Raw genomic sequence first — 8,302 nt, 5'->3', positions numbered from 1 at the left:
GCCGTAGCTGTCCTGCAACAGAACGGCCAGTTCCGCCGCCGTCGCCGCGATGGATTCCAGCGCATTGAGGGTCCGAGCAGTGTACGCCGCATCGTCCAGCGCGAGGAGTTGCTGAAGGGCGTTACCTCGCGTGGCGTTCCCGCCAGCCGCTTAGGCACGCCAGACCCCACCCGAGTGTGAGCCCCCAGATTGGGGCACTCAGGCCCAGCACCGTGATCCCGGAAGCCGTGACCACCAGGGTCAGCAGAGCTGCTTCCCGCCAACGCGTCTCGGCCACCATGGTGCCCTCACGGCCCACCAGCAGCGGTCCCAGCAGTGCCAGACCCGCCAGACCCTGCATCAGCGGGGCTGGAAACACACTCGCCAGCCCAAGCAGCGCCCCGGCATTCAGGCCCAGCATCCCGTATCCGGCGGCGCAGCTCAATCCGGCCACGTACCGTTTCGCCGGATCCGGATGGGCGTCGGGGCCCGTGGAAATTGCAGATGTGATTGCCGCGAGATTCAGGGTGATACTTCCGAATGGGGCCGCGAGCAGTGCCCCGAGGCCGGTCAGGGACACCAGGGGCCGTGGGGGAACCTGCCCGTACCCAGAGGCGCTCAGGATCGCGAGGCCCGGTAGATGCTGCGACGCCACCGCCAGCAGCACGCTCGGCACGGTAATCACGAGCATGGCGTGCGCGTCAAACACCGGCCAGATGAAGCTCAAGAGTCCGGCAGTTCCCGCAGGTGGAAGCGAGCCGATGAGCGTCGCTCCAGTCAGCACGGTAGCGCCCATTCCGGCGACGAGGGCCAGGGGGACCGCCCAGCGGGGCACGAAAGCCCGGCCCAGCAGGTAGGCCGCGACCATGGGGAGCAGCAGTTCAGGTGCCGCCGGAACTGCACTCAGGCCGCGCAGGACAAACGGCAGCAGCATGCCTGCCAGCAGAGCGGACGCCAGGGGTGGGGGGAGGTGACGGGCGATCCAGTCGAACAGACCGGTCAGGCCGAGCAGCGTGAGGATCAGCGCCGCAGCCATCAGGGCCCCGACCGCCTCACCAGGTGTGAAGCGGGAACCTTCCGCGATGAGGAGCGCGAGGCCAGCGGTGTTCCAGCCGAGGATGATGGGCGCGCGGTACAGCAGGCTCAGGCCGGCGCCCAGAAGGGCGAGGGTGAGGTACATGCTGGTCAGGCTGCTGACCGCCTGATCCGCCGTGAAGTGCAGCGCGGCGACCATCTGCACAAACAGGGGAAGGTTGCTGGAGGCACTGACGAGGACAGTGATCAGCCCGGCCACCAGTGCGCTGTAAGGCGCAGCGTGGGTGATGCCCGGCCTGTCAGGCATTCTGGCGGCCCCACCTTGAGAACTGCCCGAAAGAGTGAGGCAGCGCCGCACCTGCGGGTTGCCTATCATAGGCCGTCGTGGCCCACCGGGAACGGTGGAGCCTTGAACTCAAGCTGACGCTCCTGGAAGGGGCATTGTGGAAGTCACAAGGGCGAAGATATGCCGCCGCACCTCCACCACATGGGCATGCGATCTAACCAGGACATGAATGGGGACCAACATTCGCCGTTACCAGAGGTGCTCGGCTCGGCGCGCTCTTGAGTTCTTGACGCAAACTGGCCAGCAGTTCCGTTTCAGTGCTGCCGACAAGGCCATCCTGATGGTTCAGGAGGAGGTCGCTGATCAGCGTGTTTTCAGTGATCCGTTCTGAGGTCCCTCTCACCTTGCGGCGGTTCAGCCGGCGGGCCAAGTGGGTGAGGTCTTCGTACTATTCTTCTCGGAGCCGCGCCTCTTTGCGACTCAAGCGCTGGTAGAGTGGCGCCGCGTCCGATACCGGGATTTCAACAGGTATGCGGTCAGGATTAGCGTTACTACCGGACTCTGTAAGTTGGGGAGTCACGGCATGGGCATGGTGAAGCTGAACGTCGCCCCCTGCCCGGGTGAACCGTCTGCCGTGACCTTTCCCCCATGCCGGTGAATGATGCGCCGGACGTTGGCCAGCCCTACCCCGACGCCTTCGAACTCGTCCTGCCGGTGTAATCGTTGAAAGACGCCGAAAAGCTTTTCACCGTACCGTGGGTCGAACCCCGCGCCATTGTCCCGAACGAAGACCACCCATTCCCGGTCCCGTTCTTCCGCCCAGACCTCGATGGTGGCCACTTCCCGGTTCCGGGTGTACTTCAGGGCGTTCGACAGCATGTTCTCCAGGACCTGAAGCAACATGTCCGGATCCCCCATCACGACAGGAAGGGGCCTGACCTCCCAGCGCACCTCCCGACCCGACAGGTCGGGTCGCAGATCCAGTTTCACCCGGTCCAGGAGGATGCCGAGGTCTACCGGAGTTACTCTCAGTGGGAGACGGGAGGTTCGTGACAGGTCCAGCATGGCGTCGATCAGGCTGTTCATCCGCCCGGCAGCTTCGTCGATCACCGTGAGGTAACGGGCGGCTTTGTCATCCACCCCGGCGCTGAGATGCTTACGGAGGAGTGCGGCGAAGCCGACGATGTGCCGCACGGGGGTGCGCAGGTCGTGCGAAACCGAGTACGCGAACGCCTCGAGTTCCTCATTCGCGGACTCCAACTTGCGGCGCTCTTCGGCCAGGTGAATGACGCCCTGGGCACTGTCCATCGCGAGCCCCAGACTGTGGGCGATGCTGGTGAGCACCGCGCGGTCTGCCGCACTCCAGGTCCGGGATTCAAAGAGGTTCACATTAAAAATGCCGTGCACCCTGCCCTCCACCATGACTGGCAGGGTCGCGATTGTCCGGAGGTGCTGCACCAGTGAGGCCTCCACATCGGTAGTGTGGTCATACTCATCCTGGAAGAGTGCTTCCTTCGTCTTCCAGGGATTATCCAGGCTGGGTGTCTGTCCAAAGGGGAAGCCGTTCTCAATGGCGGCCTGAAGGTCTGCCGAGCCGACATCCCCGACCTGCGCTGTGGCACACCAGCAACTCCCCTGCCGCTGGTAGTACACGGCGTACCCTGTGGGGACCAACGAAAGAACCAGTTCCATGGACCGGCGCAGCAGGACCTCCCGCTCTGGATGCAAGGTCAGGTCATGCGTCAGGGCTGCGAAGCCTTCGAGTGCCCGGGTGCGGGCCGCCAGCTCGGTCCGCTGGTCGATGATGCGCTGCGCGACCTCCGCACGTTCCAGCGCGAGCGTGAGACTGCGGCCCACCGCCCGGAACACCGCCTGCTCCCTTTCATTGAGGTGACCAGCCTTCTTCGTGCCCATGGCCAGCAGCCCCTGTGCGTGCCCAGCCACGAAACAGGGAGAGAACGCGGCCGCGCCGTACTCCTCGGTACGGGGCACCCCCTGGGCGTCTGCGTCCCAGCCGGCGACAAAGACGGGTTGGGCCGTCTCCAGGGCCTGGGCAAAGCTGGGAGCGGTAACTGGAATCCCCGCAGCAAGCACCGCTGTGATCTCAGGAGCGAGATCGTCCGACCACACCTGGGCCTTCCACAGGTCGCCGTGTAAGGTGTAATAAGCGACGGTGACGTCTCCGAGAGTGCTCCGCAGCACCGCCACCGCATGGAGGGCGAGCAGCAGAACATCGGTGCTGACACCAGCAATCTCACTGAACGCCACAAAGGCATCCAGAGCGGCAACCGCTTCCTGAGCCGCTTTTGATGCCGTGATGTCACGTGACACTGCGCTGAGCCGGTCAATACGGCCCTCAGCGTTATAGAGGGGCGTAATGCTGATTTCCCACCATTTTGGCGTGCCTTTGAAGGTTGTGCGGGCCGCTTCGAAGGTCACGTGTTCGCCTCCACGCGCCCGGTTGATCGCGTCTTCGACTACCGCGCGCGTGTCACCTTCCCAGAAATCCAGCCACAGCAGATTGCGGCACACGTCGAAATCGTCAATCTCCATGGTGGCCATGCCACCCTGGTTCATCCAGAGCAGGTGGGAGTCGAGATCCAGGATTTTGACACAGCTGGCACTCGCGTCTACGATGGCCTGCAATTGGGCACTGCGCTGACGTTCGGCCTGAAGGTCGTCAATGTCCACGCCAGTCAGCACCCAGGTGGAACGACCATCCGGCGAAGACCGCTGGGGTTGGCCATGCACCCGGAACCAGTGCACCAGGTTATCGCCGCTGCGTAGTCTGAGCTCCAGTGTGAAAGGAGCGTGCCCGGCCAGCCGGACTGTCAGGTCGTGCTGATCTTCAGGCTCCAGCAGGTCGATGAAACTGAGCCTACCCTGATGCGTTCTCCTGCGGATGTAGGTGTGCCAGGCGTGATTGCCCCACAGGACGTCTCCCCGCATGTCGACCGTCCACACCAGATGGGGGAACACATCAGGTGGGAGCAATGCGTCTCCAGCGGATGGATCGAGCATGCGGCAGGATAAGACGCAGACCCTGGGGCCATTGTTCACGCATACGTCATCGTTGGTGGAAGGGGCGAGTGTTGCTGTTGCCTTCGCGCTCCGGAAGCCAGTGCCAAAGTTCGAGCGTTTGAGTGTTGTCTCATTTAAGAATGTACTCGGTGGGGCCTTCATCTGTAAATGTATGAACGTACTCGGAAAGGCACTTCTCCCTTCTCATACCTGCTCAATCACCCCCTCCTCTCCCGCGCCAGTCCACGCCCAGGCAGGATGCCCACGGTCAGCAGCAGGCATGACCTTCGCACCTGCTGGCAGTGACGCTGCGTGTCTGCACGCGGCGAGCTACAGCAGCATTCGTCATGCTGGCGCCTCGTGACCAGGCGATCCCAACCACGAGGCTTATTCCCTCGCCTGAAAGCGACGGGCATCTGGCTGACGATCCGTGTTCCGGCGCTGCCCGCGAGTCACACTCAGGGTCTCGAGGCACATGATGTGCCCCTCGAATCACCTTGGTGACCTTTCAAAACGCTCTTTAGTCTTGAGACTGGTTTCTGTTTGAGGGTGCGCCTGGGCCACTTACAGATCGCTAAGGTTCTCTGGTGTGGGCGCATACGCTCTAGCATGGTTGCATGCAGCGGCGGCATGCAACCCGCGGCGCAGGTGCTCAGTCCACGCCACTTCTGGCCGCTCCTTCGCGCTCACCAACAACCCTGCGCACAACGCATTGCCCGCCCCAACGGTATCCATGACCTGAACGGAGATAGATGGCAGGTTTGAATATCGGCATTGCCGCCACCGCGCAACGTCGCTGGGAGGAAGCTCACCGCGCCTGGACGGCGCTGGGTTGCCGTGTTCCCACTGATCCCGGGGCGCCTGACGGTGCTTCTGGGTGAAACTCAGATCAATATCCCCGCCAGCGCCCGCTGCCACCGTCCTTGCCCTCTAAAAGCGCCCTGAAGCCCTTTTGCAGCCTCAACTTCCATGTAGATCTGGTGAAGACGATGAACTATGCTTTCAGCATGTCAGCCCGGTTTTACCCTCTGGATCTCCTGTCCTCAGGGCGACAGTCATGAAGAACGCTCCACGAATGTTGTTGGTCGAGGACGATCCAAACGACGTGCTCATGGCCTCCCTCGCGTTTGAGGTCACCGGATTCGACAGCGAAGTGGCCATTGTCAACAACGGACGCGACGCGCTGGACTTTCTGCATCGGTCGGGCCGCCACGCCCACTGGCCGGAGGGTGTTCCGCAATTGATTTTGACTGACCTCAACATGCCGCAGATGGACGGTCTGGAACTGCTGAAAACCATCAAAGAAGATGACCGTCTGGCCGAGATCCCTGTGGTGGTGCTCACGACCTCAACCGCCGAGCGGGACCGTGAAGCCTGCGCGCTCCTGGGCGCGAACGATTACCTCGTGAAACCGCATAACTTTGAGGATTTCGTCTTACTCATTGACACCCTGACCACCCGTTGGCTTCAAACCGACAGCCTCGCCATGTAGCGCCCGGCAATCAAGACCATCACTTCGGATCACCCTGGCTTCAGGCGGGCCAGGTGAAGTGAAACTCGCTGCCCTTGCCGAGCTTCGACTCCACCCAGAGCTGACCGCCGGCCTGCTCCACGATCTTCCTGCAAATGGCGAGTCCCAGGCCGCTTCCCTCGAAGCGAAGCGTGGTTTGCAACTGCTCCATCATGCCCAGCACCCGCTCGGCGTATTGCTGATCGAACCCGATCCCATTATCTGTGACCACGAAATGCCAGGAATCTACTTCCTGCGTCATGGTCACCTGAATGACCGGTGCGACATCATGACGCCTGAACTTCAGCGCATTTCCGATCAGGTTGCGCCACAACTGCGTAAATTCGGTCTGGTCCGCCTGAACCATGGGCAGGGACGTCACGGTGATTGTCGCGCCCGTTGCCTCGATCAATGACGCATACTCTTCAATCACCTGTGTCACCAGCACCCTGGCATCGACAACCTCATGATGCGTTCGCGCCGCACCGAGACGCGCGAATTCCAGCAGGTCATGGACCAACGTCCGTTCGCGTTTCACGGCATCCTGAATCACATCGAGAAACTGCTTCCCCTGGTCGTCGAGGGCGTCCGCGTAGCGTTGGCGCAACAGCGATGCGTACATCCCGATCGTTCTGAGCGGTTCCTGGAGGTCATGCGCGGCAGCTTTGGCGAACCCTTCCAGGTCGCGGTGGTTGTGCAGGCGCTCCTCGCGGGACCTCGCCATGGACGCTGCGATGTGGTTCAGGCTGCGCGCCAGGGCAATGCCTTCAGCCATCCGTGGCTCGGGGACGGTTTCTTCCAGGTGTCCCTCGGCCAGACGCGCTGCGGCCTGCGTCAGGTCGCTGAACATGGTGTCGAAGTCGAGCTTGGCGATCTCTTCAACGGTCCTGTCCACCACGCTGCTGAGTGCAGTGACGGGTTCAGGGAGTTCAGCCGCTTCCAGGTCACTGAGCGCCGTGTGAACTGTGTCCCCGATGCGGTCCAGCTCGGCGACCTGCTGGGCTGAGGTGGTATTGTCCTGCGCTTCAGCAATCAGCTGTTCCAGGTTGGCGAGCTGTTCCTGAGCGGTCGTGTTGATCCCTTGCAGGACTTCCAGGCTGATGTGCTCGATGGGGGTGGTGGTCACTTTGAGGAGGGCGGCGGTGACCACCCCTTCAAGGTGTTTCACGGCGGCGAGTTGCTTGCGGGCTGCGTTGATCAGGGCCTGCACTTCCGCCGCCGAGTTGGTGCTCTCCTGCTCCTGCTGCCGCAACGATTCGGCCACCTGACGCAGGGCCACGCTGATGTCCGCCTGTCCTTGCCCGATGGTGATGATGCGTTCCAGGGCTGAACGTTGTTCTGTTCCGGCTGCGCCGACGTGACGCCGGGCTTCACTCGCTCCCGTACGGGGAAGAGATGTCACGTCATCGTGTGGTTGCGATGCGCGTTCGGGGTCGTCGGTCATTCGGCAGAGTATAGGACCGATCAATCAGTCCGCATTGTTCTGCCTGAAAGAGGCTCCAGGGTAAGCCTGGTTGCTGCCGACGCCGGCAGCCAGACGGCTCGCTCAGTTCTTCGTTCAACCAGCCATTATCCTGCGGCGTGCCGATGTCCGATGCACTTGACGCGAGTGTCCTCCTTGATACCGTTCCATACCCCCTGTGGACGGTGGGGGCAACGCCTGGTGAGCGCCAGTGAGGCCGCCATGGTGTTTTCATTTGATCCGGTGTTTGCCTTGTTGACGTTGATGGTGGTGTTACACGAGACCATCGGGGTTCGGGGCGGGGATGGTGTTGATCATGGCGGGTCTGCTGTAGAACCAGCTCAGGCCCATGGCCAAGGAGAGACAGGTGAGGCAGAACCTTTCAGTGTGAACCGTCTGGCCCCACAACGGAAATTGCCACGCTGAAAGGTGTGGACGCACTTGTGGCGAGTCAGTAGGCCCAGCGTCAGTTGTTCGGCTCCTGGCTGTCTGGGTCGAACAACGACATGACATCCTGATCATGCATCTGCGTGACTGCGTCCTCACTTACGGGAACGCGGTCCGACCCCACGGGGGCCACTGGGGCTTTCTGCTCGAGTGTCACATTCCGGATCACCAGCAGGGCGCGCTCGACGCCGATCGGTGTGATGCGTCCCTCCAGTTCCTGAGCACCTTCGCTGCCCACGGGGGGTTCAAGCACAAAAGCCCGTGAGCGTTGAGCACCCTGCAACGTCAGCCGCAGGTACACCATGATCAGCGCCGCAGCATTGTGTGACCACAGCTGGTACACGCTGCGGCCCACCGGGTTGCGCTCCAGCCGCAGGGAGTCCGCCTTGTAGTTCAGTACCAGACCGTCCTTGGAGAGGACGAACAGTGAATCCGGAATGGCCTGAAGCAGCGCCTGGGCGTGCAACTGACTCTGCGCGAGCGCCGCGATGTTCTCGTTCAGGTCACTCATATCGCGGATCAGCAGGGTGTAGTGCGCGTCCTCCACCTGCATCTGGCGGCT

Annotated in this window: 5 protein-coding genes; 1 reads left to right on the top strand and 4 read right to left on the bottom strand. The window is 62.2% G+C overall.

Annotated features, from left to right (window positions below):
• Nucleotides 1-121: 121 nt before the first annotated feature.
• On the bottom strand, nucleotides 122-1,321 hold the full coding sequence (locus IEY49_RS20750; RefSeq protein ID WP_189012262.1) for a benzoate/H(+) symporter BenE family transporter: 1,200 nt from the start codon (nucleotides 1,319-1,321) through the stop codon (nucleotides 122-124).
• Nucleotides 1,322-1,876: 555 nt separating this feature from the next.
• On the bottom strand, nucleotides 1,877-4,321 hold the full coding sequence (locus IEY49_RS20745; RefSeq protein WP_229780960.1) for an ATP-binding protein: 2,445 nt from the start codon (nucleotides 4,319-4,321) through the stop codon (nucleotides 1,877-1,879).
• Between the two features lie 1,075 nt (nucleotides 4,322-5,396).
• Between IEY49_RS20745 and IEY49_RS20740 the strand changes: the two genes are divergently transcribed.
• Complete coding sequence (locus IEY49_RS20740) at nucleotides 5,397-5,813, top strand: response regulator (protein ID WP_229780959.1); 417 nt, start codon at nucleotides 5,397-5,399, stop codon at nucleotides 5,811-5,813.
• A 40-nt stretch (nucleotides 5,814-5,853) separates the two neighbouring features.
• Here the strand turns inward: IEY49_RS20740 and IEY49_RS20735 are convergent, their stop codons facing one another.
• Together IEY49_RS20735 and IEY49_RS20730 are read right to left on the bottom strand one after the other, a co-directional pair.
• The gene (locus IEY49_RS20735; protein WP_189012256.1) at nucleotides 5,854-7,275 is read right to left on the bottom strand and encodes a sensor histidine kinase; all 1,422 of its coding nucleotides are present in this window, start codon (nucleotides 7,273-7,275) and stop codon (nucleotides 5,854-5,856) included.
• Between the two features lie 484 nt (nucleotides 7,276-7,759).
• Nucleotides 7,760-8,302, bottom strand: a 543-nt coding sequence (locus tag IEY49_RS20730) for a PAS domain-containing protein (RefSeq protein WP_189012254.1), incomplete at its 5' end; no start/stop codon positions are given.

The organism is Deinococcus malanensis, from assembly GCF_014647655.1.
Taxonomy (GTDB): domain Bacteria; phylum Deinococcota; class Deinococci; order Deinococcales; family Deinococcaceae; genus Deinococcus; species Deinococcus malanensis.
Note: the sequence above shows the minus strand (reverse complement) of the source record. Positions and strands in the feature narration are given on the sequence as shown.

Excerpts from the sequence above, each read along its gene's own strand:
- IEY49_RS20745 (WP_229780960.1), bottom strand. The coding sequence starts at position 4,321 with ATGCTCGATCCATCCGCTGGAGACGCATTGCTCCCACCTGATGTGTTC.
- IEY49_RS20750 (WP_189012262.1), bottom strand. The coding sequence starts at position 1,321 with ATGCCTGACAGGCCGGGCATCACCCACGCTGCGCCTTACAGCGCACTG.
- IEY49_RS20735 (WP_189012256.1), bottom strand. The coding sequence starts at position 7,275 with ATGACCGACGACCCCGAACGCGCATCGCAACCACACGATGACGTGACA.
- IEY49_RS20740 (WP_229780959.1), top strand. The coding sequence starts at position 5,397 with ATGTTGTTGGTCGAGGACGATCCAAACGACGTGCTCATGGCCTCCCTC.